The following is a 23,384-nucleotide window of genomic DNA, read 5'->3' as shown; positions in this document are numbered from 1 at the left end:
ACGGCGGGGTTGTCAGCCCGCGAGCGTGACCTCGCCCGCGGCGGCCCGCGCCGCGATGTCGGTGCGGTGGTGCGAGCCCGGGAGCACGATGCGGTCGACCGCGGCGTACGCCCGGCGGCGCGCCTCGGCCAGGTCCGCGCCGCGCGCCACGACCGACAGCACGCGGCCGCCCGAGGCGACCAGGCCGCCGTCGTCCGCGCGCGACGTGCCGGCGTGCAGCACGTGCACGCCCTCGACGCCCTCCGCCGCGTCGATCCCCGTGATCGGGTCGCCGGCACGGACGGCGCCCGGGTAGCCGTGCGCCGCGACGACGACGGTGACGGACGCGTCGTCGTGCCAGCGCAGCGGGCCGACCTCGGCGAGCCGCCCCTGGGCCGCCGCGAGCATGACCGCGGACAGCGGCGTCGCGAGGCGCGTGAGCACGGACTGCGTCTCCGGGTCGCCGAAGCGCGCGTTGAACTCGACGACGCGCGTGCCGCGGCTCGTCAGCGCGAGGCCCACGTAGAGCACGCCGATGAACGGGGTGCCGCGCCGCGCCATCTCGTCGATCGTCGGCTGCGCGACGCGTGTGACGACCTCCTCGACCAGGCCCTCGGGCGCCCACGGCAGCGGGCTGTACGCGCCCATGCCGCCCGTGTTCGGGCCCGCGTCGGCGTCGAACGCGCGCTTGAAGTCCTGGGCGGGGGCGAGCGGCACGACCGTCGCGCCGTCGCTCACGCAGAAGAGGGAGACCTCGGGACCGTCGAGGTACTCCTCGACGACGACGCACGGGTCCTCGGGCGTGCCGTCCGCCGCGCGGCGGGACGTCGCGAAGCACGCGGCGGCGTGCTCGAGCGCGGCCTGACGGTCCTCCGTGACGACGACGCCCTTGCCCGCAGCCAGGCCGTCGTCCTTGATGACGTAGGGCGCGCCGAACGCGTCGACGGCGGCCGCGACCTCGTCGACGTCGCTGCACACGTGCGCGAGCGCCGTGGGGACCGACGCGGCAGCCATGACGTCCTTCGCGAACGCCTTGGAGCCCTCGAGCCGCGCGGCCTCGGCGCTCGGCCCGAACACGGGGACGCCGGCCTCGCGCACCGCGTCCCCGACGCCGGCGACGAGCGGCGCCTCCGGGCCGACGACGACGAGGTCGACGCCCAGGTCCGTCGCGAGCGCGGCCACCGCGGCGCCGTCGTTCTGGTCCACCGCGTGCAGCGTCGCGAGGTCCCCGATGCCCGGGTTCCCCGGGGCGGCGTGCAGCTCGTGCCGCTCCGCGCCCGGGCGGTCGGCCTCGTGCGCGAGGGCGTGGACGATGGCGTGCTCGCGGGCACCGGTCCCGACGACGAGGATCTTCACGGGCGCCGAGTCTACCGAGACGGCCCGGACGCCCCGCGGGGCGTCCGGGCCGTGGTCGGCAGGGGGCGTCGGCTCAGTGGATGAGGTCGTGGCGCGGGATGATCGCGTCGCGGCTCGGGCCGACGCCGATCGCGGAGATCCGCGTGCCCGACATCTCCTCCAGCGCGTGCACGTAGCGCTGCGCGTTGACCGGCAGGTCGTCGAACGTGCGGGCGCCGGAGATGTCCTCCCACCAGCCGTCGAGCTCCTCGTAGATCGGCTTCGCGTGGTGGAACGCCGTCTGGTCGAGCGGCATCTCGTCGTACCGGACGCCGTCGACGTCGTACGCGACGCAGACCGGGACCTTCTCGAAGCCGGTGAGGATGTCGAGCTTGGTGAGCACCATGTCGGTGATGCCGTTGACGCGGGTCGCGTAGCGCGCGATCACCGAGTCGTACCAGCCGCAGCGGCGCGCGCGGCCCGTCGTGACGCCGTACTCGCCGCCCTGCTTGAGCAGGTACTCGCCGTTCGCGTCGAACAGCTCGGTCGGGAACGGGCCCTCGCCCACGCGCGTCGTGTACGCCTTGATGACGCCGATCACGGAGCTGATGCGCGTCGGCCCGACGCCCGAGCCCGTGAGCGCGCCGCCCGCGGTCGCGTTGGACGACGTGACGAACGGGTACGTCCCGTGGTCGACGTCGAGCATCGTGGCCTGCCCGCCCTCGAAGAGGACGTTCTTGCCCGCGTCGAGCGCCTTGTTCAGCTCGAGCGCCGTGTCCGCGACCATCGGCTTGAGCCGGTCGGCGTACTCCAGCAGCTCGGCCACGGTCTCGTCCACGGTGATGGCACGGCGGTTGTAGACCTTCACCAGCAGGTGGTTCTTCTGGTCGAGCGAGCCCTCGATCTTCTCCGCGAGGATCTTCTCGTCGAACAGGTCCCAGATGCGGATGCCGACGCGGTTGATCTTGTCCGCGTACGCCGGCCCGATGCCGCGGCCCGTCGTGCCGATGCGGCGCTTGCCGAGGAACCGCTCGCTCACCTTGTCGATCGTGCGGTGGTAGCCGGCGATCACGTGCGCGGAGCCCGAGACGAGCAGGCGCGAGACGTCCACGCCCCGCGAGATCAGGTCGTCGAGCTCCTGGAACAGCACCTCGATGTCGACGACGACACCGTTCGCGATGACCGGCGTGACCCCCGGGGACAGGATGCCCGACGGCAGCAGGTGGAGCGCGTACTTCTCGTCCCCGATGACGACCGTGTGGCCGGCGTTGTTGCCGCCGTTGAACTTGACCACGTAGTCGACCCGGGACCCGAGGAGGTCGGTCGCCTTGCCCTTGCCCTCATCGCCCCACTGGGCACCGACGAGCACCACGCCTGGCATGGAATCCCCACTTTCGCGCTGCCTGTTCCTCGGGCCGGTCATGGTCGTGGGCGCGCACCGGCGTCCGGAGCGGAGCGGGCACGGCGTGCCCGACGGCGCCGGGCCCGCGGGCCCGAGGCGTCACCCGGGCGGCAGAGACCCGGGGACCGGCGCCGAGTTTACCGGTCGGATGGCGGAAATTGACCTTCGAGGCGGCTATCGACCGCGTCACGCCCGGGATGGGCAGAATGGCCTCATGAGCGACACCCACCCGAACCTCCTCGACGGCCCCGCACCCGTCCGCCTCCCCGACGACTACGCGCACGTCCGCGACGCCATCGCGGCCGACGGCGACCCGTACGAGATCGCGGGCCGCTCGCCCGCGAGCTCGCTCGCCTGGGCCTACCTCGCCGAGGACTTCCTCCACGAGAACGGCTCGCGCGGCGCGGTGACGGCCTACGCGTTCGCGCGCACCGGCTACCACCGCGGGCTGGACTCCCTGCGGCGCGCCGGCTGGCGCGGCCAGGGACCGATCCCGGCCGACCACGTGCCGAACCAGGGCTTCCTGCGCGCGCTCCTGGCCCTCGCCGAGTGCGCCGCGTACCTCGGCGAGGTCGAGGAGGCGGAACGCTGCGAGCAGTTCCTGCGCGACTCCGGGACCTCGGCCGACGAGGTGCGTGCGCTGCGCTGACCGGCCGCGCGTCCGCCCGGCGACCGCCGGGTGGGCGCGCGACGCACCCGGGCGGCGTCTAGAGTCGTGGGCATGATCGAGATCGCCACGTCCCCCGCGACGACGACCCTCGTCATCGCCGGAGACCTCGATCTCGCCGAGCGCGACCAGTTCCCGGAGATCGCGGCACGCGTCGTCGGCCTGCGCCGTCAGCTCCTCGTCATCGACATGTGCCGCGTGACGTTCATGGACTCCACCGGCGCGGCGTTCCTCATCTCGCTCGCCGACGCCGGTCGCAAGCGCGGCGGTGCGACGGTGCTGCGCGGCTGCGACGACCGGGACCTGTTCGTGCTCGAGGTGTGCGGCGCGCTCGAGCTGTTCCGCATCGACAACGACCACCGCTGCGAGCCCGCGACGCCGCCGTCCGGCTTCGCCAAGGTCGAGCCCCCGGCCTGACGCCCGCGGGCCGTCCTAGCGCCCCGAGGGCCGCAGGGTCGCCCACACGAGCTTGCCCGACGCCGTCGGGCGCCACCCCCAGTCGGCGAGCCGCTCGACGATCTGCATGCCGAAGCCGCCCATGCGGTTCGGGTGCCCGTCCGTCGGGACGGGCGGCGCGGGGTTGGAGTCCTCGACCTCGACGCGGATGCCGTCGCCCGTGTCGAACAGGCGCAGCGCGAGGTGGCCCCAGCCGTGCAGCACGCCGTTCGCGACGAGCTCCGAGACGACGAGCTCCGCGTTGGCGCTCTCCCGCACGCCCCACGCCTGGCACGTGCGCACGACGGCGTGCCGCGCCCGCCCGATCGACGCCGGCTCGCTCGGCAGGAGCCAGCGGCGGCTGCGCGGGCTGAGCACGACGGCGGACGCGTCCCGCTGCGGGTCGGGGATGCGCACGACGACGAGCGCGACGTCGTCCTCGGGGGCGTCGGCCAGGCGCGACAGCAGCTCCTCGCCCACGCCCGCGGCGTCGACGGCGGTGACCGCCTCGGACGCCGCGACGAGCGCCTCCAGCCCGACCCGCAGGGCGCGGTCGCGGCGCTCGATGAGGCCGTCGGTGTAAAAGACGAGCGTGTCGCCCGGCAGGAGCGTCGCGACGCCCGTCGAGCGGCTGCGGCCGCCGAAGCCGACGAGCGCTCCCCCGGCGTCGTCGAGCTGCGTCACGGTGCCGTCGCGCAGCAGGAGCGGCGGCAGGTGGCCGGCGCGCGAGTACTCGATCCGCCACGCGTCCTCGGGCTGCGCGGCGTCCGGCTGCGTGAGCGCCGCGTACACGAGGCTCGCGGAGCGCGGGATGCGCATGCCCTGGACGAGCTGGTCGACGCGCTCGAGCACGGGGCCGGGCGTCGTGAGCTCGTAGGCGTACGAGCGCACCACCGAGCGCAGCTGGCCCATGGCGGCCGCCGCCTCGACGTCGTGCCCCACGACGTCGCCGATGACGAGGCCGACGACGTCCGGCGCGATCTGCAGGACGTCGTACCAGTCGCCGCCCACCTGGGCGTGCTCGGAGTTCGGCGCGTAGTACGTCCACACGTCGAGGCCCGTGACGTCGGCCTGCTCGGGGAGCATCGCGCGCTGGAGCGTCTCGGCGAGGCGGTGCTCGCGCGCGTAGAGGCGCACGTTGTCGATCGCGGTGCCGGCGCGGCGGGCGATGACCTGCAGCAGCGTGCGCACGCCCTCGCGGGCCTCCGCGTCGGTGCCGAACCCCTGCGGCGGCGTGTCGGGCAGGTCGCCCGTGACGAGCAGGCCGAGGATGCGCCGTCGCCCCGGGACGGCGGACACGGTCACGGACCCCGGCCGCCGGGGCAGCCCGGAGAGCCGGTGGTGGAGGTCTCGCTGGAGCCAGCCCGAGGCGGACCACTGCGGGTACGTGGCGGAGAGGTCGAGCGTCACCGGCCCCTCGATGCGCCCGTCGAGCACGTCCTGGACGCGGTCGGGCACGTCCACGCGGACGCGCGGCACCGAGCCGGTGACGGAGGCCGAGTCGCCGAGCGCGTCGGTCGTGTGCACGCCCGGGGCGAGGGGCAGGACGCCGGGCGTGTAGCGGCCGTGCCGCTGGCCGCGCCCGCTCGGGGGCGCCGCCGTGTCGACGCCCTCCGCGTACCGCAGCCCGTCGTCGTTGAGGTAGAAGCCCGCCCAGTCGACGACGTACCCCGCGAGCAGCGCCGTGATGTCGCGCAGGGCGTACGGCTGGTCGAGGTCGGCGAGGAGGTCGGAGCTGCGGGCGACGACGTCGAGCACCGCGCGCTCGCGCCGCTCGAGCGCGAGCGACGCGACCTGGGCCGCGTACCGGTCGAGGTGCTCGGAGACGTCGACCTGCGCACCGACCCAGTGGGTCACCGTGCCGTCCGGGCCGGTGAGGGGCGCGAGCGAGAGCTGCGTCCACACCGCGACCCCGTCGCGCCGGAAGGTGCGCACCGTGTAGGTGAGCTCGCGCTCGTCGGCCACGGCGGCGCGGAGCTGCTGGGCGTCGACGGGGTTCGCGAGGAGCGACTCGAGGACCTGGGGGCTGCGGCCGAGCACCTCGGCGGCGGTGAACCCGGTCTGCCGCTCGAACGCGCGGTTGACCCAGACGATCGGCATCTCCGCCGACCGAGGGCCCGTGACGAACATCGCGACCCCGGTGGCGTCCATCGCGCGCGTGCACAGCTCCTGGACGTGCGCGGGCAGGTCGGTGCCGAGCCCCGGCGAGCTGCCCATCGTCACCTCCGACGGTCCGAGCGTCGATCGTCTGGAAACGGACGCCACGGTCGCGTTACTGTCCCGACTGGACATTCAACCGTAGATTGGTGCTTCCCGAGACCGGAACCGGTCCGGACCACGCCAGAGAGGAGCGCCGGTGCGCGAAGGTACACCCCCGGCCGCAGACCGCCCGGTCGGCGTCGCCGGCGACCCCGCAGGAGCGGGCGACCCCGCGAGCGTGCACGTCATCGTGGGCACGACGCGAGCCCGCATCGTGCTCTCGGGCGAGATCGACGCCGACCTCGGCGCCGACCTCCAGGAGGCGACCGCCGCGGCGGAGGATTCCGGCCTGCCCGTCGAGATCGACGCCCACCACGTGACCTTCATGGACTCGTCCGGTGTGGCGTTCCTCGCACGTCTCGCGTCGCGCGGCCCGCACCGCGTGCGCGTCCTCCGCGCCCCGCCCACGGTGCGGTTCCTGCTCGAGGTGACCCGCATCGGCGAGCTGCTCGACATCGTCGACGTGGACCCCGGCTTCGACCTCGACGAGCCTCCCGGCAACGGCGCGGGCACGACCGACTGACGCTCGTGGCCGCCTGACGCCCGTCGCCGGGCGCGCGCGGCCGCAGCACGACGAAGGCCCCCGGTCCTCACGGACCGGGGGCCTTCGTACGACGCGGGCCCGGAGCGACGCCGGGCCGTGCGGCGTCAGCGGATCTTGTTGCCCGCGGAGCGCAGCTGCTGCGACGCCTCGATGATGCGCGCGGCCATGCCGGCCTCGGCCAGCTTGCCCCAGGCGCGCGGGTCGTAGGCCTTCTTGTTGCCGACCTCGCCGTCGACCTTCAGGACGCCGTCGTAGTTCGAGAACATGTGGCCGACGACGGGGCGCGTGAACGCGTACTGCGTGTCGGTGTCGATGTTCATCTTGATGACGCCGAAGTCCACCGCCGCCGAGATCTCCTCGGCCGTGGAGCCGGAGCCGCCGTGGAAGACCAGGTCGAACGGGTTCTCCTTGCCGACCTTCGCGCCGACGGCCTCCTGGATCTCCTTGAGGATCTCCGGGCGGAGCTTGACCGCACCCGGCTTGTACACGCCGTGCACGTTGCCGAACGTGAGGGCCGTCAGGTAGCGGCCCTTCTCGCCCGTGCCGAGCGCCTCGATCGTCGCGAGGCCGTCCTCGACCGTCGTGTAGAGCTTCTCGTTGATCTCGGCCTCGTGGCCGTCCTCCTCGCCGCCGACGACGCCGACCTCGATCTCGAGGATCGTGCGCGCCGCCTGCGAGAGCTCGAGCAGCTCGGCCGCGATGGTGAGGTTCTCGTCCAGGGGGACGTCCGAGCCGTCGTACATGTGCGACTGGAACGTCGGCAGGCCGCCGTTCTTCACCTGCTCGGCCTCGATGGCCAGGAGCGGGCGGACCCAGGAGTCGAGGTTCTTCTTGACGCAGTGGTCGGTGTGGATCGCGATCTGCACCGGGTAGTTCTTCGCGACCTCGCGCGCGTACGCCGCGAGCGCGAGCGAACCGGCGATGCGGTCCTTGACCGTCGAACCCGAGCCGTACTCGGCGCCGCCCACGGAGACCTGGATGATGCCGTCGGACTCGGCCTCGGCAAAGCCCTGGAGCGCGGCGGTGATGGTCTGCGACGAGGTGATGTTGACGGCCGGGTAGGCGAACGAGCCTGCCTTCGCCCGGTCGATCATCTCGGCGTAGACCTCGGGGGTTGCGATGGGCATGCGGAGCTCCTGTGGAGTCGTGCGGGGTGGACTGTCAGGTCAAAGTCTGGCATGGATGACAGCGCGAGGTCAGGGCCGTTCGACCTGTGGTCCCCGGATGACCACGCCTCTACCTCGGCGGCCCTGTGGGCCCCAGGTGCTGCGCCGCCCAGGCGTGCAGGGCGATCGCGCCGGCGGCGCCGGCGTTGATCGAGCGGGTCGAGCCGTGCTGCGTGATGTGGAGCACCGCGCGGCACGCCGCGACCGCCTCGGGGGTCAGCCCGGCCGACTCCTGGCCGAGGAGCAGCACGCACGACGCGGGCAGCGCGTAGCCCTCGATCGGCACCGACCCCGGGACGTTGTCGACCCCGAGGAGCGGCAGCCCCTCCCCCGCCGCCCAGACCGCGAGGTCCGCCACCGACGCGTGGTGGTGCACGTGCAGGTAGCGGTCGGTGACCATGGCGCCGCGGCGGTTCCACCGCCGTCGCCCCACGACGTGCACCCCGGCCGCGTTGAACGCGTTGGCGGTGCGGACGACGGAGCCGATGTTCAGGTCGTGCGCCCAGTTCTCGATCGCGACGTGGAGCCGGCGGGCCGGGTCGCGGCGCGCGTCGAGGTCGGCGACGACGGCCTCGACCGTCCAGTACCGGTAGGCGTCGACGACGTTGCGGCGGTCGCCGTGCGCGAGCAGCTCGGGGTCGTACCGGGGGTCGAGCCGCGTCGCCCCGGGCGGTCCGGCGGGGTCCGGGACGCGGGGCCACGACTCCGGGCCGCCGGGCCACGGGCCCACGCCGACCTCGCGCTCGTCCGCCTCCCGCTCGCCCGACTCGCCCGCGCTGCTCGCCATGGCGCACATTCTGCCGGGACCTGCAGGCCCGCCGTCGCCGGACCTCCACGGCGGGTGCACACCCACCGCCGGGCCGCGCGGCCGCGCCCGGCTACGCTGGTGACCCGTGACCACCCTCGCCGAGCTCGCCTCCGCCCTCCCGGGGGCCGCGCACGCCGCGAGCCTCGGCGCCGCCGGACCGGTCGCCGCCCTGGGCCCGGACTGGATGGACCCGATGACGCTCATCGAGCGCTTCGGCGACGCCGCGCTCGTCGGGATCGTCGTCGTCATCTTCATCGAGACGGGCCTGCTCTTCCCGATCCTGCCGGGCGACTCGCTGCTGTTCACCGCGGGCGCGCTCGTCGCGCAGGAGTCGCTGCAGATCAGCCTGCCCGTGCTGCTCGTCCTGCTGTTCGCCGCGGCGTTCCTCGGCGACCAGACGGCGTACCTCATCGGACGCACCGTCGGGCCCAAGGTGTTCGACCGGCCCGACTCCCGGTTCTTCAAGCGCAAGTACATCGACCAGACGAACGCCTACTTCGAGAAGTACGGCGGCCGGACGATCGTCATCGCGCGGTTCGTGCCCATCGTGCGCACGTACGCCCCCGTCGCCGCGGGTGTCGGCAAGATGCACTACCGGCACTTCGTCGGTTTCAACGCGCTCGGCGCGCTGCTCTGGGCCGTCGGCCTCACGTGGCTCGGCTACCTCCTGGGGAATATCACGTTCGTCAAGGAGAACATCGAGGCGCTCGTCCTCCTCATCGTCTTCCTGTCCGTGCTGCCCATGGTCGTCGAGGTCTGGCGCGGGCGGCGGGCGGAGAAGCGGGCGGCGGCGCTCGAGGCGCAGATCGCGGCCGACGCCCAGCAGAGGACCGGGGTCGCGGAGGACGCGACCGCCGTCGGCCAGGCCGACACGGACGGGAAGGACGCCTGACATGACCCGAGAGATCACGAGCTGGCTCACCGACATGGACGGCGTGCTCGTCCACGAGGGCCACGCGATCCCCGGCGCACCGGAGTTCGTGCGCGCGCTGCGCGACAAGGGTCGGCCGTTCCTCATCCTCACGAACAACTCGATCTTCACGGCACGCGACCTGCGGGCGCGCCTCGCGACGTCGGGCATCGACGTGCCGGAGGAGTCGATCTGGACGTCGGCGCTCGCGACGGCGCAGTTCCTCACCGACCAGATCCCCCAGGGCAGCGCGTACGCCGTGGGCGAGGCCGGGCTGACGACCGCGCTCTACGAGGCCGGCTACACGCTCACCGAGTCCGACCCGGACTACGTGGTGCTCGGCGAGACGCGCACGTACTCGTTCGAGGCGATCACCAAGGCGATCCGCCTCGTGCTGGGCGGGTCGCGGTTCATCTGCACCAACCCCGACACGACCGGGCCGTCGCAGGAGGGCCCGCTGCCCGCCACGGGCGCCGTCGCGGCGATGATCACGTCGGCGACGGGCCGCAAGCCGTACTTCGTCGGCAAGCCCAACCCGATGATGTTCCGCTCCGCGCTCAACCGCATCGACGCCCACTCCGAGACGACCGCGATGATCGGCGACCGGATGGACACCGACGTCGTCGCGGGCATCGAGGCGGGCCTGTACACCTACCTCGTCATGACGGGGTCCACGACGATGTCCGACGTCGACCGCTACCCGTTCCGGCCGAGCAAGGTCGTCGACTCCGTCGCGGACCTCGTCGACCTCGTCTGAGGGCCGCCGGGCCGGTCCGGCCGGTCCGGCGCTCCCGGGAGCCCCGCACGCACGACGACGCCCGGTCACCGCGAGGTGACCGGGCGTCGTCGTGCCGGGGACCGGGTCAGGCGGCCGCGGCCACCTCCGCGCGACCGGCGCGGCGGCGGCGCACCGCCAGGAGGGCCGCACCGGTGAGCAGCAGCGTCCCGGCCAGGAGCACGAGGCTCCCGGCGTCGGAGCCGGTGGTGGCGAGGGCCCCCGAGTAGGCGTCGCACTCGACGTCGCCGCCGACCGGGAAGCTCACCGTCACCGGCGAGAGCGCGGTCCCGGCCTCGTAGAACCCGGCGAACGCCTTCGCGCCGGCGGCCGTGAGGGTCGCGGGGACGCCGCTCCACGTGATCGTGGAGCCCGACGTCGCCTTCTTCCCCGACAGGTCCAGGCTCGCGAACGCGACGCCCGTCGACGAGGACTTGTTGCCCTCCATGTCGCTGCTCTGCACGTCGACCACGAGCGTGCCCGACGAACCGTCCACGACCACCCGCGGGTTGCTGATCCGCAGGTCGAGGATGCCCTCGTGCCCGGAGAACGACACCGACCCGCCGAAGCTCGCGCGGCCCTTACCGAGGTCCGTGTTGAACGAGCCCTTGCCGCCGCTCCACGTGAACGCCGAGCCGCCGTCCCGCACGCCGTCCGTCGAGACCGAGCCCTTCGCGATCGGGCCGGTGACGTACGACCGGAACCGGTCGCTCACGCCCCACGAGAGGGTCGCGCCGCTGACGCCCTGCGCGAAGCACTGCTCGGCCGCGCTGCCCGACCCGGAACCGGTGCCGGTCGTGCCGGCGCCCACGATCGTGAGGGGCGCGGACGCCGTGTGGTCCGCACCGACGAGGAGGAGCGTGTGCTCGCCCGGCGCGACGTCCTTCGGGATCGTCACGGTCGAGCTCGCGGCGCCACCGGCGTTCGCGGTCGTGCCCGTCGCGAGCGTGCGCGGCGTGGAGCGGAGCTCCGTGCGGATGCCCGACTCGCGCGCACCGAACCCGACACCGCTGATCGTCACCTCGTCGCCCGGGCGTGCCTGCGCCACGGAGAGCGTCGCCTTCGTCAGGTCGGTCGTGCCACCCGGGAGCGGCACCTCGGTCCCGCCGCCACCGCCGCCCGGTGCGGTCGAGGCCGCGCCGACGGTGAACGTCACGGGCGCGAGAGGATCGCCCGCTGCGTAGAACCCCGAGAAGGCGGCGGAGCCCGCGGCCGTGAGGGTCGCCTCGGCGGCCCGGTAGGTGACCGCCCCGTCCTTCGCCGTCGAGGCAGGCGGGAGGGACAGCGTCGCGAAGGCGACACCCTTCTTCGCGAAGGTCGTCCCGTCGAGGTTCCTCGACGAGACGTCGAGGACCAGCGTCGCGGACCGCGGCCCGTCGATCCGCACGCGCGGCTCGGAGACGGTGAGGTGCAGCAGACCGCCGTGGCCCGAGAACCGCACCGTCCCGTGGTAGCCGGTCGTGGTGCCCGTTGCGGGCGCCGCCCACGGCGTCGACTGGCCGAACGCGAACGCCGACCCGTCGCGCGTGGCCCCCGCGCTCACCGCCACGTCGCCCTTCGCGACCGGGCCCTCGATGTAGTCCACGAACGAGCCGCGCACGCCCCAGGTCAGGCTCCCGACGGTCGTCGGGACCGCGGGCTGCGGGTCCACGGGAGGAACGACGACGGGCTTGGTGGTCACGGTCAGCGTGGTGCTGCCGGTCAGACCGAGCTCCGACGTGACGACGACGGGGACGGACCCGGCGGGGGTGCCGGCGGGGACCGTGAGCACGAGCGTCGCGCCGTCGCGGGAGTACGACGCCGGGGCGCCGCCGAACGTCACGGCCTTGACCGCGTCGTCCGCGCCGAGACCGCGCACCGTGACGCGGACCGTCGATCCGGCCTCCACCGTGGTCGACGCGGGCGTGACGGTGAGCGTGCCCGGCGCGTCGTACGCGACGGGGACGAAGAGCTCCTGCGCGGCGTTGCTCACGCCGCCCGCGCCGTAGGTGTAGACGCCGTAGCGCCCGCCCTCGAGCGCGGCGGGGTTCTTCACCACGAGACGCGCCTCGAACGTGCCGGCCGGCGTGATGTCCGTCCACTGCGCCCGGACCACCGACTGGTACTGCGCGGGGACCTGGTCGAGCACGGGCTCGGCGAGGGCCCACGCCTGCGAGCCGACCTTGCGGGTCGACGACGCGGCGCCCTCGGACGGCCGCCACTGCTCGGCGAAGCTCCCGAACACGACGTAGGTGCCCTGCGGGAGCGTCGCCGGGATCGGGACGCCGCGGCCGCCGACGTTCGCCGCCGGGTCGAAGCCGGTGCCCCGGACGACGATCGTGTCCCCGACCGCGACCGGGGTGTCGCCGAGCGGCGTCGTGCCGTCCGCGGCGAGCACGGTGATCTCGGGCTCCCAGACCGGCGCCGCGGGCTCGGTCGTGAACGCGACGGGCGCGTACAGCTCCTGCGCGGCGTTGACCGTGCCGCCCGCGGCGTACGTGTACACGCCGTACCGGCCGTCCTCGCGCTCGAGCTCGCCCGCGACGAGCTCGGCGGTGAACGTGCCGTCCGGCGCGAGCTCGGCCCACTGCCCGCGGATCGCGGGCTGGTAGCGCGGGTCCACCTGGTCGAGCGCTGCGGACGAGAGCGCCCACTGCTGCGAACCGGCCGTGCGCGCGCTCGACGGGGCACCCTCCGACGGACGCCAGTCGGCCGCGAAGCTGCCGAAGACCACGTAGGTGCCCGCGGGGATGCCCCCGGAGATGGGCGGACGGTTGCCGGCCGGTGCGACGTTCGCGTCCGGGTCGAAGCCTGAGCCCTTGACGACGATCCTGTCGTCCGGGCGGACGGGCGCGTCCCCGAGCGGCGTCGTGCCGTCGGCGGCGTAGAGGGTGATCTGGGGCTCCCAGACCGGCTCGGGCGCCGTGCCGCCCTGGACCGCGACGGGCGTGAACGTGTCGAGGCTGCGGTCGGTCGCCGAGAGCCCGTGCGCGGCGGACGTCGCCACCACGTACTGCTTCGCCGGGTCGAGCTTTCCGGCCGGGACGGTCAGCGTCGTCGTGAACGCGCCGTCGCGCACCTGCTGCGGCATGACCCAGCCCTGGGCGAGCCAGCCGCTCGCGACGAGAGGGCCGCTGCCGTCCCAGATCGAGGCGTCGCCGAGGAGCACGTACGCGCCGTTCGCGGCGCCCGCGCCGACGAACCCGGTGCCCTGGATCGTGAACGTGTTCTCCACCGCAGGGTCGACGGGCGCCGACGGCGACACCGTGACCGCGGGGTCGACGGCGGGCTCCGGCTCCGGCTCGGGCTCCGGCTCCGGCTCCGGGGCGGTCACCGTGTGCGCGACGGCCGCGGAGGTCGAGGCGACGAACGCGGCCGGGTCGGCGGGCGCGAAGGCGGCGCTCAGCTGGTGGCTGCCCGGGGCGAGGGCCGCGGTCTCGAGGCGCGCGACGCCGTCGGCCACGGGAGCGGTGCCGAGGGCGGTGCCGCCGTCGCGGAACTCGACCGTGCCCGCGGCGGCGGGCGCGACGGTCGCGGTGAGCGTCACGCTCGCCCCGGCCGCGGACGTGCCCGCGGGCGCCGCGGCGAGCGTGGTCGTCGTCGCCTGCGCGGGCGCCACGGGCTCGGGCGACACGACGCGGGCGGTCAGGGTCGACAGGGGCTTGCCCGCGTACGACGCGAAGTACGGCGAGACGTTCCCGAGCGTCCCGACGACGGTCCCGTCCGCCATGAACGTGACCTCGTCACCGGCCCGCGTCGCGGTCACCGTGACGTCGGCGACCTTGACGTCGTCGCCCACGCCGGGGTTCACCGTGCCCGCGAAGTCCGCGTAGACCGCGCCCGTCGTCGGGCCGGTGAGGTCGAGCCGCACGTCGGAGATCGTCACGTCGAGCGCGCCGTGGTGGCCCTCGTACCGGGTCGAGCCGCCGAGGCGGATCGAGCCCGTCCCGGACGCGGCGTCGTAGCTGCCGGACGCGGGGCCGTAGGACGCCTGGCCGCCCTGGAGCGGCGGGGTGATCGTGCCCTGGGCGATGCCGCCCGTGACGTACGACGTCCACGAGTCGACGAAGTTCCAGGTGGCCGACCCGCCAGTCACGTCGGCCGCGGCCGCCTGGGCCGGGGCGCCGGTGCCGGCGACGGTGAGGCCGGCGGCGAGCGCCGCGGCGAGGAACGAGGCGAGGGCGCGTCGGACGCGTCTCGACGATGAAGTGCGCACAAGGTCTCCCGTGCTGGTCCGGGCGAGGTCCCGGCGGGGAGCGGGACCGAGAGGGGAGCGTGCTCACGCTCCGCCGAGACGGACCATATAAGGGTCGCCTCACCAAAGCAAGGTAAGCCTGACCTATCGAGATGTGACGCGCGCCTCCTCCCGCCACGACGACGCCCCGCGGCCCAAGGGGCCGCGGGGCGGTGCGCCGCGTCGAGCGGCGGGAGACGGAGCGGGAGGGGCTCAGGCGAGGCCGAGGTCCTCCAGGCTGAACAGGAAGTGGTACGGCACGCCGAGCGCCTCGATCTTCGCGCCCGCACCCGTGGCACGGTCGACGATCGTCGCGACGCCCGCGACCTCGCCCCCGGCCGCGCGCACGGCCTCGATCGCCGTGATGGGCGAGCCGCCCGTCGTCGTGGTGTCCTCGACCACGACGACGCGCCGGCCCGCGACGTCGGGGCCCTCGATCTGGCGCTGCATCCCGTGCGCCTTCGCCGCCTTGCGCACCACGAACGCGTCGAGGTCCTGGCCGCGGGACGCGGCGGCGTGCAGGAGGGCCGTCGCGATGGGGTCGGCACCGAGCGTCAGGCCGCCGACGGCGTCGATCTCCGCCGTACCGAGCCCCTGCTCCTCGAGAAGGTCGAGGAGCTGGTGGCCGATGAGCGGCGCCGCGCGGTGGTGCAGCGTCACGCGGCGCAGGTCCACGTAGTAGTCCGCCTCCTTGCCCGAGGAGAGCGTCACGCGGCCGTGCACGACGGCGAGCTCACGGATGAGGCCGAGCAGCTGCTCGCGGGGGGTCGAGGCGAGCGTCGAGGCGGGGTCGGTAGTCACGACCGCCAGGGTATCGGGCCCGCCCCGTGCCTAGCGGTACTTGCCGATCGCGCGGACGGCGGAGCGCGGCATCGCGCGCAGGGCCGCCGACGCGACCCGGTACCGCACCGACGGCGTGGAGATGACGACGCCCCGCCGCACGTCCGCGAGCGCCTCGGCGACGACCCGGTCGGCGTCGAGCCACGCGAGGTCGGGGAGCACGGACTTGTCGATGCCCGCGCGGTCGTGGAACTCGGTGTGCGTGAAGCCGGGGCACAGCACGGTCGCCGTGACGCCCGTGCCGTGCAGCTCGACGGCGAGCCCCTCCGTGAACGACCGCACCCACGCCTTCGCCGCCGCGTACGTGCCGCCCGCGGTGAGGGCCGCGACCGACGCGACGTTGAGGATCGCGCCGCGCCCGCGCTCCGTCATCTGGCGCGCCGCCGCGTGCGACAGCACCATGACGGCGCGGACCATGACGTCGAGCGCCTCGAGCTCGACGTCGAGGTCGCCCCCGACGAAGTGCTGGTGCGTCGCGAAGCCCGCGTTGTTGACGAGCAGGCCGACCGGGCGCTCGTCCGGGCCGCCGGTCGTGGCGAGGCGCTCCGCGACGCGCGCGACGTCGTCGGGCACGGAGAGGTCGGCGCGCAGCACCTGGACGCGCACCCCGGCCGCGGCGCGGATCTGCCGTGCGGTCTCCTCGAGGCGCGCCTCGTCGCGCGCCACGAGGACGAGGTCGTGCCGCGCCGTGGCGAGCTGCCACGCGAACTCCAAACCCAGGCCGGCGCTCGCGCCGGTGATGAGTGCTGTCGCCATGGTCACAGCCTACGGGCGCCCGGGTGACCCGGGCGCCCGCAGGCGGGGTGGAGTCGTGTCACCGGGTCGGCGGCTTCACGGCGAGCACGGGGCACGCGGCGCCCAGCAGGATCTGCTGGGCGGTGGAGCCGAGCACGAGCTTGCCCACGGGGGTGCGGTGCCGCACCCCCACGACGACCAGGTCGGCGTCGACCTCGGCCGCGACACCGAGCACGACCTCCGCGGGCAGCGCGGAGGACTGCAGGTGCCGCACCTCGTGCTCGACGCCCGCCTCCTCGAGGATCGTGCCGACCTCGACGAGCTGGTCGTGGTCGGCCCAGCGCGGGTCGACGAGCCGGTCGCCGCGCGTCGTGTTGACCACGACGACGCCGGTGCCGAGCAGGACGGCCGCCCGGGCCGCGGCCCGCGTCGCGGCGGTCCCGAGCTCGCCGGGCGCGTAGGCGAGGACGACGGTCATCAGCGCACCTCCTGGTCCTGGGCCTCGACGCGGACGTCCTCCGCGAGCGCCGCGAGCTCGGCGCCGGTGCGGCGCTCGCGTCGGCGCAGCCAGAGGCCCGCGAGGACCACGACGGCGACGAGGGCGTAGGCCGTCGCGGCGAACGGGCTGGTGACGAGCGTCGTCAGGTCGCCCTGGCTGATCGCGAGCGAGCGGCGCAGGCGGTCCTCGGCCATGGGGCCGAGGATCATGCCGACGACCATGGGCGCGACGGGGTAGCCGTAGCGCCGCATGAAGAACCCGATCGCGCCGATGACGAGCAGGATGAGCACGTCGACCGGGGAGAAGTTCAGCGCGTACGAGCCGAGCGCGCCGAACAGCAGGATGCCCGCGTAGAGGTAGTGCCGCGGGATCTGGAGCACCTTCACCCACATGCCCACGAGGGGAAGGTTGAGCACGATGAGCATGAGGTTGCCCACGTAGAGGCTCGCGACGAGCGCCCACACGAGCGCGGACTGGCTCTCGAAGAGCAGCGGGCCCGGCTGGATGCCGTACGACTGGAACGCGACGATGATGATCGCGGCGGTCGCCGTCGTCGGGAGGCCGAGCGTGAGGAGCGGCACGAGGACGCCGGACGCCGCGGCGTTGTTCGCCGCCTCCGGGCCCGCGACGCCCTCGATCGCGCCCTTGCCGAACTCGTCCTTGTGCTTCCCGGCGGACTTGCGCTCGGCGGCGTAGGACAGGAAGGTCGCGACGTCGGCGCCGCCCGCCGGGATGGTGCCGACGGGGAACCCGATCGCCGTCCCGCGCAGCCACGGCTTCCAGGACCGCCGCCAGTCCTCGCGCTTCATCCAGGAGCGCCAGCCCTTCTCGACGGGGATGACGTGCACGGGACCGTGCCGCAGGCGCGACCCGACGTACAGCGCCTCGCCCACCGCGAAGAGGCCGACGGCGACGATGACGACGTCGATCCCGTCGGCGAGCGTCGGGACGCCGAACGTGAACCGCTGCTGGCCGGTGAGCGTGTCGGTGCCCATGAGCCCGAGGAACAGGCCGAGCGACAGGGACGCCATGCCGCGCGGCACCGACGACCCGAGCAGCGCGCCGACGGTCACGAACGCGACGACCATGAGCGCGAAGTAGTCGGGCTCGCCGAGCTGCACGGCCCAGCGCGCGACGTACGGCGCGACGAACGTCAGGGCGACGGTCGCGATGGTGCCCGCGACGAACGAGCCGATCGCGGCGGTCGCGAGCGCGGCCGCCCCGCGGCCCATGCGGGCCATCCTGTTGCCCTCGAGCGCCGTGACGATCGACGACGACTCGCCGGGCGTGTTGAGCAGGATCGACGTCGTCGACCCGCCGTACATGCCGCCGTAGTAGATGCCGGCGAACACGATGATGGCGGCCGTCGCGTCGAGCGAGTACGTGAGCGGCAGGAGCAGCGCGATCGTCATCGCGGGGCCGATGCCGGGGAGCACCCCGACCGCGGTCCCGACGAACACGCCGAACAGCGCGTAGAGCAGGTAGACGGGCTGGACGACGGTCGCGAACCCGTCGAGCAGCGCGGTGAGGTTATCCACGGAACCAGGTCACCCCCTCCAGGAGCGGGCCGGGCGGGAGCGACAGCCCGAGCACGCCCCCGAACAGGACCTGGATCACCAGGGCCAGGACGAGGCCGAGCACGGCGGCGCGCCACCACGGGCGAGCGCCGAGGACGATCGCGGCCCCGGCGAACAGGAGCGTCGCGGCGAGCGGCCACCCGACGAGGTTGATCGCGTAGACGTGCACGAACAGCACCGCGCCGAGGAGACCGACGGTCAGCCAGTCGGTGCGGGCGTCGGGGTCGACGTCCTCGCTGTCCTCCTCCTGGCCGCCGTGCCCCCGCCAGACGGCGCCGAGCAGCACGAGGCCGGTGGCGAGCAGCAGCGCGCCCACGAGGTAGGGGAACGCGCGGGGACCGAGCGTGTTCGACGAGCCCGGCACGACGATCGTCCCCGCGTCGAGGAGCACGAACACCCCGAGGGCGGCGGTGATGCCGGCGACGACGAGCTCGCCAGGTCGCCGCCGGGGACCCGCGGCGGGGGTGGCGCCTGCGGGGTCCCCGGCGGCCTGGCCGTCGGCGGGGTCGCCGACGGCCGTCGCCGGCGCCGGCCCGGGGCGGGGCTCGGCGTCGGACGGTCCTGGCTCGGGAGCCGCGGCGGACGACCCCGCGGACGGAGCCTCCGACGACCCCGGCTCGCGCGACGCGTCGGGTGGCGCGTCGCGCGAGGCGCGACGCCTGGTCACGGCGCGACCAGGCCGACGTCGGTGAGCGTCATCTTGATGTCGGCGATGTTCTCCGTGAGGAAGCCGTCGAACTCCTCGCCCACGAGGAACGCGTCGTCCCAGCCCTTCTCCTCGAGCGTCGCCTGCCACTCGTCGGACGCGACCATCTCGCTGACGAGCAGCTCGAGGGCGGCGCGGTCCTCGTCGGAGAGGTCGCCCGGCGCGACGACGCCGCGCCAGTTCGTGAGCTCGACGTCGTACCCGGCCTCGGTCATGGTCGGCACGTCGGGCAGCAGGTCCGTGCGCTCGGCGCCCGAGACCGCGAGCGCCCGGACGGTCCCCGCCTTGACCTGCTCCGCGTACTCGCCGACGCCCGAGATCCCGGCGCTGACCTTGTTGCCGAGCAGCGCGGCGAGCGACTCGCCGCCGCCCGAGTAGGCGACGTAGTTGAGGAGCCCGCCCACCTCGGCCGACGGCACGTCGGCCGCCTGGAGGAGCATCCCCGCGAGGATGTGGTCGGCCCCGCCGGCGGAGCCGCCGGTGATGGAGACGGACTTGCCGTTCGCCACGACGTCGTCGACGAGGTCCTCGAGCGTCTGGTACGGCGACGACGCGGGCACGACGACGACGAGGGGCTCCTCGGTGAGGCGCGCGATCGGGGTGGTGTCCTCGATGCGGGCCTGCGACTCGTTGGTCTCGACCGCGCCGACCATGACGAGGCCCATGACGAGCAGCGTGTGGGGGTCGGTGGTGTTGGCGAGCGACGCGAGACCGACCGTGCCGCCGGCGCCGCCGACGTTCGTGACGGTCGCGGTGCGCACGAGCCCGGAACCCTGGAGGTCCTGCTGCATCGCGCGGCCGGTCTGGTCCCAGCCCCCGCCGGGGTCGGCCGGGACGACGATCGCGAGCTCGTCGACCGACGCGGCGGCCCCGCCGGACGCGTCGCCGGAGCCGCCCGTCGTGGGGGCGCCGGGCTCGAGGCCCGAGCACGCGGCGAGACCGAGGACGAGTCCTGCGGCGAGCGTCGCGGTGAGAGCGTGCCGCGGGCTGACGGTGTGCCCGGAGCGCGGGCGGACGACGGATCGCATGTCTCCTCCTTGAGCGGGACCCGCAACGGCGCGGGCCTCACGACCTGATCCGGGGAGCCTAGGAGCGCGGGGCGGCGCGGCGAGGGCTGCGGTCGTACTGGACGTTGTGGTCGATCCGGTGGTTGCGGTCGTTGTGGTCACGGCCGAGGCCCGGGTGCGGCGCACCTGGGGCACACTGGTGCGGTGGGTCGAGCAGTGTCGCTCCGGGTGCAGCTTCTCGTGCTGCAGGTCGCCATCGTGCTGCTGGTCGTGGCGTCGGCGGGGGCCGTCGCCTCGACCCTGCAGCACCGCCAGCTCCGCGACGCCTACCTCGACCGCATGACCGCGGTCGCGTTCTCCGTCGCGCGCCTGCCCGCGATCATCGACGCGTTCGACGACGACGACCCCGCCGCGACGATCCAGCCGATCGCGGAGGTCATCCGCGAGGCCTCCGACGTCACGTACGTCGTCGTCACGGACGACGAGGGCGTGCGGTACTCCCACCCGGACCCGACCCGCATCGGCGAGAGGGTCTCGACGGACCCGTCGGTCCCGCTCTCCGGCGAGGTGTGGACGGGCACGCAGACCGGCACGCTGGGCGAGTCGTGGCGCGTCAAGGTCCCGGTGTTCGGGCCCGAGGGGGACGTCGTCGGGACGGCGAGCGTCGGCATCCTCGAGTCCGACCTGGCCGACGACCTCGCCGACGACCTCGGGTGGCTGCTCGCGGCCCTCAGCGTCGCGGCGGCGCTCGGCGTGGTGTGCGCGGCATTCGTGACGCGTGCCGTGCGCCGCCGCATCTTCCGGCTCGAGCCCGAGGAGATCGGCCGGCTGCTCGAGACGCGCGACGCGATGCTCCACGGCATCTCCGAGGGCGTCGTCGCGCTCGACCGCGACGGGACGGTCGTGCTCGTCAACGACGAGGCGCAGCGCCTGCTCGGGGTCGCGGCGGCCGACGCCGTCGGGCGGCCCGCGCACGACGTCCTCGACCCGCAGCTCCTCGCGCTCGTGCCCGACACCGCGGAGACGGCCGACGACCCCGACGCGCCCGCCGCCGGGCCCGAGGAGGGCGGCGCGCTCGTCCTCGCGGGCGAGCGCGTGCTGCTCGCGCGCGCCGACCGGGCCCGCGTCGACGGGCGCGCCGTCGGGACCGTGCTGCTCCTGCGCGACCACACCGAGCTGCACGCGCTCCTGCGCGACCTGGACGGCGCGCGCGGCCTCACCGACGCGCTGCGCGCGCAGTCCCACGAGTTCGCCAACAAGCTCCACGTCGTCTCGGGCCTGCTGGAGCTCGGGCAGGCCGACGAGGCCGTCGCGTTCATCGAGCGCGCCGGGCACGGCGGGCTGCTCACCGCGTCGGGCGTCGCGCCCGGCGTCCACTCCCCCGAGGTCGCGGCGCTGCTCCTGGTCAAGGCCACGACGACGCGCGAGCGCGGCTCGCGCCTCGAGGTGTCGCCGTCCGCGCACCTCGCCGCGCCCACGGGGCCCGACGACGCCGCCCTGCACGGCGACGCCCTCACCGTGCTCGGCAACCTCGTCGACAACGCGGTCGACGCCGTCGGGGCCGGGGGACGCGTCCGCGTGCTCGTGACCGACCGCGCGCCCGACGGCACCGGCCCGACGCCGGGCGACCGCGTGGTGGTCGTCGTCGAGGACGACGGGCCCGGCATCCCCGCGGGCTCCCGCGCCGACGTCTTCGCCGCCGGGTACACGACGAAGGCGGGCCCGCCCGGGCGTGGGATCGGTCTCGCGCTCGTGCGGCGCGTGGCCGCGCGGCGCGGCGGGACGGTCGAGGTGACGACCTCCGTGCTCGGCGGGGCGCGCGTCGCGGTGGCTCTCCCCGCACAGCCCGTCGACGCGGCCGCGGGCGCCCGGGCCCGGACGCCGGAGACGGCGTCGTGACCCCCGCCGGCCGCTCCCCCGCCCCCACCGGCGCGCCCACGGCGCCGCCGGGCGACCGGCTGCGCGTCCTCGTCGTCGAGGACGACCCGACGATCGCGCGCCTGCACCGCGGCTTCGTCGAGTCGCACCCGCGCTTCGTCGTCGTGGGCGAGGCACGCACGGCGGCCGAGGCGCTGCGCGCGTTCGCCGTGCTCGACCCGGACGTCGTGCTGCTCGACATCTACCTGCCCGACGCGACCGGGCTGCACGTGCTGCGCCAGATCCGGCGCCGCCCGTCCCCGCCCGTCGACGTCGTCGCGACGACCGCCGCGCGCGAGCTGGAGAGCGTCCGCCAGGCCATGGCGGGCGGCGTGCAGCACTACCTCGTCAAGCCGTTCACGGCCGCGGCGCTGCGCGGCCGGCTCGACGAGGTCGCCCGGCTGCGCGACTCGCTGCGCACCGCGGGCGACGAGCTCGACCAGGACGCCGTCGACCGCCTCGTGCGGCGCGGGACGCCGGAGGTCGCGGCGCTGCCGAAGGGGCTGTCCGAGCGCAGCCTGCGGCTCGTCGTCGAGGCGCTCGCGGCCGCGTGCGCCGACGCGGGCGACGCGTCGGCGGGCGAGGTCGCCGCGCGGACCGGGATGTCGCGCGTGAGCGCGCGCCGCTACCTCGAGCACCTCGTCGCGACCGGGCGCGCCGACGTCGCACCCCGGTACGGCGCGGCCGGGCGGCCGGAGAACGGCTACCGGCCCGCCTGACCGTCGGGGCCGCTGCGGGTCGCGCCCGCGACGCCGTACGGTGGGGCCCGTGCGCCTCGCGACCTGGAACATCAACTCCGTCCGTGCCCGCGTCGACCGCGCGGTCGCGTTCCTCGAGCGGACGGGGACCGACGTCCTCGCGCTCCAGGAGACCAAGTGCACGGACGCGCAGTTCCCCGTCGCGCCGTTCGAGGCGGCCGGGTACGAGGTCGCGCACGTCGGCGTGAACCAGTGGAACGGCGTCGCCGTCGTCTCGCGCGTGGGCCTCGACGACGTCGAGACGTCGTTCCCCGGCCAGCCCGCGTTCGGCGACACGGTGGAGGCGCGCGCGCTCGGTGCCACGTGCGGGGGCGTGCGCGTGTGGAGCCTCTACGTGCCGCACGGGCGCGAGGTCGGCGACCCGCACTACGCCTACAAGCTGCGCTGGCTCGACGAGCTGCGCGCGCAGGCCGCGGGCTGGCTCGCCGCCGACCCGGCGGCGCAGGTCGCGCTCGTCGGGGACTGGAACGTCGCGCCGCTCGACACCGACGTGTGGGACGTCGCGTACTTCGCCGGGAAGACGCACGTCACCCCCGCCGAGCGGGACGCCTTCGCCGCGTTCGGCACCGCCGGGTACACCGAGGTCACGCGCGAGGCGATCCCCGCCGAGCGCACCTACACCTACTGGGACTACCAGCGGCTGCGGTTCCCGCGGAACGAGGGCATGCGCATCGACTTCGCGTACCTGTCGCCCGCCGCCCGCGCGCGCGTCACGGGCGTGACGATCGACCGCGACGAGCGCAAGGGCAAGGGCGCGTCGGACCACGTGCCGGTCGTCGTCGACCTGGCGGACTGACCTCCGGGGCGTCCGCCGTCGGGCTCGGGCCGCCGGTCCAGGCCGCGGGTCCGGGC

General features: G+C 74.6%; 20 protein-coding genes. 8 read left to right on the top strand and 12 right to left on the bottom strand.

The annotated features are described in order from the left end of the window. Nucleotides 1–12 precede the first annotated feature (12 nt). Together purD and RSE42_RS02720 are read right to left on the bottom strand one after the other, a co-directional pair. The gene (gene purD, locus RSE42_RS02725; RefSeq protein ID WP_085386638.1) at nucleotides 13–1,335 is read right to left on the bottom strand and encodes a phosphoribosylamine--glycine ligase; all 1,323 of its coding nucleotides are present in this window, start codon (nucleotides 1,333–1,335) and stop codon (nucleotides 13–15) included. Nucleotides 1,336–1,408: 73 nt separating this feature from the next. Continuing rightward, nucleotides 1,409–2,695 (bottom strand): adenylosuccinate synthase, encoded by a 1,287-nt coding sequence (locus tag RSE42_RS02720; RefSeq protein WP_043653887.1) that lies wholly within the window; start codon nucleotides 2,693–2,695, stop codon nucleotides 1,409–1,411. Between the two features lie 235 nt (nucleotides 2,696–2,930). Between RSE42_RS02720 and RSE42_RS02715 the strand changes: the two genes are divergently transcribed. Next, nucleotides 2,931–3,365 (top strand): DUF3151 domain-containing protein, encoded by a 435-nt coding sequence (locus RSE42_RS02715; protein WP_043653884.1) that lies wholly within the window; start codon nucleotides 2,931–2,933, stop codon nucleotides 3,363–3,365. A 72-nt stretch (nucleotides 3,366–3,437) separates the two neighbouring features. Next, entirely contained in the window at nucleotides 3,438–3,800 is a 363-nt protein-coding gene (locus tag RSE42_RS02710) for an STAS domain-containing protein (RefSeq protein WP_043653881.1), read from the top strand. Between the two features lie 15 nt (nucleotides 3,801–3,815). Here RSE42_RS02710 and RSE42_RS02705 read toward each other — a convergent pair whose 3' ends face one another. Further along, nucleotides 3,816–6,035, bottom strand: a complete 2,220-nt coding sequence (locus RSE42_RS02705; RefSeq protein ID WP_415297807.1) for a SpoIIE family protein phosphatase — start codon at nucleotides 6,033–6,035, stop codon at nucleotides 3,816–3,818. A gap of 139 nt (nucleotides 6,036–6,174) precedes the next feature. Here RSE42_RS02705 and RSE42_RS02700 point away from each other — a divergent pair, with 139 nt between their 5' ends. Beyond that, entirely contained in the window at nucleotides 6,175–6,600 is a 426-nt protein-coding gene (locus RSE42_RS02700; RefSeq protein ID WP_021482033.1) for an STAS domain-containing protein, read from the top strand. Between the two features lie 125 nt (nucleotides 6,601–6,725). Here the strand turns inward: RSE42_RS02700 and fbaA are convergent, their stop codons facing one another. Then, nucleotides 6,726–7,748 carry a class II fructose-bisphosphate aldolase gene (gene fbaA, locus RSE42_RS02695; RefSeq protein ID WP_074805350.1) on the bottom strand — a complete coding sequence of 341 codons (1,023 nt, stop codon included), beginning with the start codon at nucleotides 7,746–7,748 and terminating at the stop codon, nucleotides 6,726–6,728. Between the two features lie 109 nt (nucleotides 7,749–7,857). Beyond that, nucleotides 7,858–8,574, bottom strand: a complete 717-nt coding sequence (locus RSE42_RS02690) for a TrmH family RNA methyltransferase (protein ID WP_415297806.1) — start codon at nucleotides 8,572–8,574, stop codon at nucleotides 7,858–7,860. A gap of 205 nt (nucleotides 8,575–8,779) precedes the next feature. Between RSE42_RS02690 and RSE42_RS02685 the strand changes: the two genes are divergently transcribed. After that, complete coding sequence (locus RSE42_RS02685; protein ID WP_082774328.1) at nucleotides 8,780–9,487, top strand: VTT domain-containing protein; 708 nt, start codon at nucleotides 8,780–8,782, stop codon at nucleotides 9,485–9,487. Between the two features lies 1 nt (nucleotide 9,488). Next, complete coding sequence (locus tag RSE42_RS02680; protein WP_021482670.1) at nucleotides 9,489–10,262, top strand: HAD-IIA family hydrolase; 774 nt, start codon at nucleotides 9,489–9,491, stop codon at nucleotides 10,260–10,262. A gap of 106 nt (nucleotides 10,263–10,368) precedes the next feature. Here the strand turns inward: RSE42_RS02680 and RSE42_RS02675 are convergent, their stop codons facing one another. The 7 genes from RSE42_RS02675 to RSE42_RS02645 all read right to left on the bottom strand — a co-directional run bounded on the left by RSE42_RS02675 (nucleotide 10,369) and on the right by RSE42_RS02645 (nucleotide 19,878). Beyond that, nucleotides 10,369–14,475: an HtaA domain-containing protein gene (locus tag RSE42_RS02675; RefSeq protein WP_415297805.1), complete on the bottom strand. Its 4,107-nt coding sequence runs from the start codon at nucleotides 14,473–14,475 to the stop codon at nucleotides 10,369–10,371. A 231-nt stretch (nucleotides 14,476–14,706) separates the two neighbouring features. Beyond that, nucleotides 14,707–15,294, bottom strand: coding sequence for an orotate phosphoribosyltransferase (gene pyrE / locus RSE42_RS02670; protein ID WP_051876890.1), 588 nt, complete (start codon nucleotides 15,292–15,294; stop codon nucleotides 14,707–14,709). Between the two features lie 30 nt (nucleotides 15,295–15,324). Further along, nucleotides 15,325–16,089 (bottom strand): SDR family NAD(P)-dependent oxidoreductase, encoded by a 765-nt coding sequence (locus RSE42_RS02665; protein WP_396049457.1) that lies wholly within the window; start codon nucleotides 16,087–16,089, stop codon nucleotides 15,325–15,327. A 58-nt stretch (nucleotides 16,090–16,147) separates the two neighbouring features. Next, nucleotides 16,148–16,546 carry a universal stress protein gene (locus RSE42_RS02660; RefSeq protein WP_396049458.1) on the bottom strand — a complete coding sequence of 133 codons (399 nt, stop codon included), beginning with the start codon at nucleotides 16,544–16,546 and terminating at the stop codon, nucleotides 16,148–16,150. After that, nucleotides 16,546–18,105: a tripartite tricarboxylate transporter permease gene (locus RSE42_RS02655; RefSeq protein ID WP_021482991.1), complete on the bottom strand. Its 1,560-nt coding sequence runs from the start codon at nucleotides 18,103–18,105 to the stop codon at nucleotides 16,546–16,548. Before RSE42_RS02655 ends, RSE42_RS02660 begins: the two co-directional genes overlap by 1 nt. Beyond that, entirely contained in the window at nucleotides 18,098–18,811 is a 714-nt protein-coding gene (locus RSE42_RS02650) for a tripartite tricarboxylate transporter TctB family protein (protein ID WP_415297804.1), read from the bottom strand. Before RSE42_RS02650 ends, RSE42_RS02655 begins: the two co-directional genes overlap by 8 nt. Then, entirely contained in the window at nucleotides 18,808–19,878 is a 1,071-nt protein-coding gene (locus RSE42_RS02645; protein WP_076403647.1) for a Bug family tripartite tricarboxylate transporter substrate binding protein, read from the bottom strand. The genes RSE42_RS02650 and RSE42_RS02645 overlap by 4 nt, the downstream gene beginning before the upstream one ends. A 183-nt stretch (nucleotides 19,879–20,061) precedes the next feature. Between RSE42_RS02645 and RSE42_RS02640 the strand changes: the two genes are divergently transcribed. Genes RSE42_RS02640 through RSE42_RS02630 form a run of 3 tightly spaced genes read left to right on the top strand, consistent with a single transcriptional unit; the run spans nucleotide 20,062 to nucleotide 23,328 of the window. Continuing rightward, nucleotides 20,062–21,756: an ATP-binding protein gene (locus RSE42_RS02640; protein WP_415297803.1), complete on the top strand. Its 1,695-nt coding sequence runs from the start codon at nucleotides 20,062–20,064 to the stop codon at nucleotides 21,754–21,756. Beyond that, on the top strand, nucleotides 21,753–22,493 hold the full coding sequence (locus tag RSE42_RS02635; RefSeq protein WP_415297802.1) for a response regulator: 741 nt from the start codon (nucleotides 21,753–21,755) through the stop codon (nucleotides 22,491–22,493). Before RSE42_RS02640 ends, RSE42_RS02635 begins: the two co-directional genes overlap by 4 nt. Before the next feature lie 49 nt (nucleotides 22,494–22,542). Continuing rightward, nucleotides 22,543–23,328, top strand: a complete 786-nt coding sequence (locus RSE42_RS02630; protein ID WP_144721410.1) for an exodeoxyribonuclease III — start codon at nucleotides 22,543–22,545, stop codon at nucleotides 23,326–23,328. Nucleotides 23,329–23,384 lie beyond the last annotated feature (56 nt).

Origin of the sequence: Cellulosimicrobium sp. SJTW-1, assembly GCF_047716875.1 — a bacterium.
Taxonomy (GTDB): domain Bacteria; phylum Actinomycetota; class Actinomycetes; order Actinomycetales; family Cellulomonadaceae; genus Cellulosimicrobium; species Cellulosimicrobium funkei.
The sequence above is the reverse complement of the archived record's forward strand: the minus strand, read 5'-3'. Positions and strand labels throughout refer to the sequence as shown.